1 protein-coding gene is annotated in these 685 nt (G+C 38.1%); it reads right to left on the reverse strand.

Annotation, left to right across the window (positions count from 1 at the left end; translation table 11 throughout):
• Positions 1-184: 184 nt before the first annotated feature.
• On the reverse strand, positions 185-685 hold a 501-nt coding region (locus GMD1S_RS08590; RefSeq protein WP_000519494.1), incomplete at its 5' end, for an SH3 domain-containing protein.

The following is a 685-nucleotide window of genomic DNA, read 5'->3' on the forward strand; positions in this document are numbered from 1 at the left end:
CGAGTACACTAGCACCCAATACAGCTGCACTTGCTAAACTTGTTAAAATAACTTTCTTCTTGTCCATTAGACAATGCCCCTCTTATAGTTTTTTAATATTATTATATTATACTACTTAATGAACGTCAACTAATTCGATATCCATTTTAAAATTTTATGAACAAGAAGAAAGCTTGGATGATGTTTAAGAAACACTTCCTATTCTTACCCCATTTCTGTCTAGTCTGTAGCCATCAATAATCGTATTAACAGCTAAGGCTCCCGAAGCATCGACATAGTAATGTTTCCCCGAGACTTGGAACCATTGACTAGCTTTCATCCGGCCAGATTCCTCTAAGTAATACCAAGTTCCCTTGTCTTTAAGCCAGCCCGTCTGCATCTCACCCGAAGCCTTTAGATAATACCAGTGAGAGCCATCCTTAATCCAGCCAGTTGACATGGCCCCATTTTCTTTTAAATGATACCAATTGCTGTTAACTTTTTTCCATCCTGTTGCTAGCTTACCATTCTCTTGGTAATACCAACTCCCTCCTTCTTTTTTCCACCCATTCTCTGTATTGCTTAACTTTTCATACTTCACATATCTTCTAGAACCGCTATAAGACAAATAACCGAGCCACTTATAACCGTCCTTTTCAAGAACTTGATCATAACTCACACTCTCACCAGCATAATAGTAGTCAAT

This window comes from Streptococcus sp. GMD1S (assembly GCF_000296875.1).
Classification (GTDB): domain Bacteria; phylum Bacillota; class Bacilli; order Lactobacillales; family Streptococcaceae; genus Streptococcus.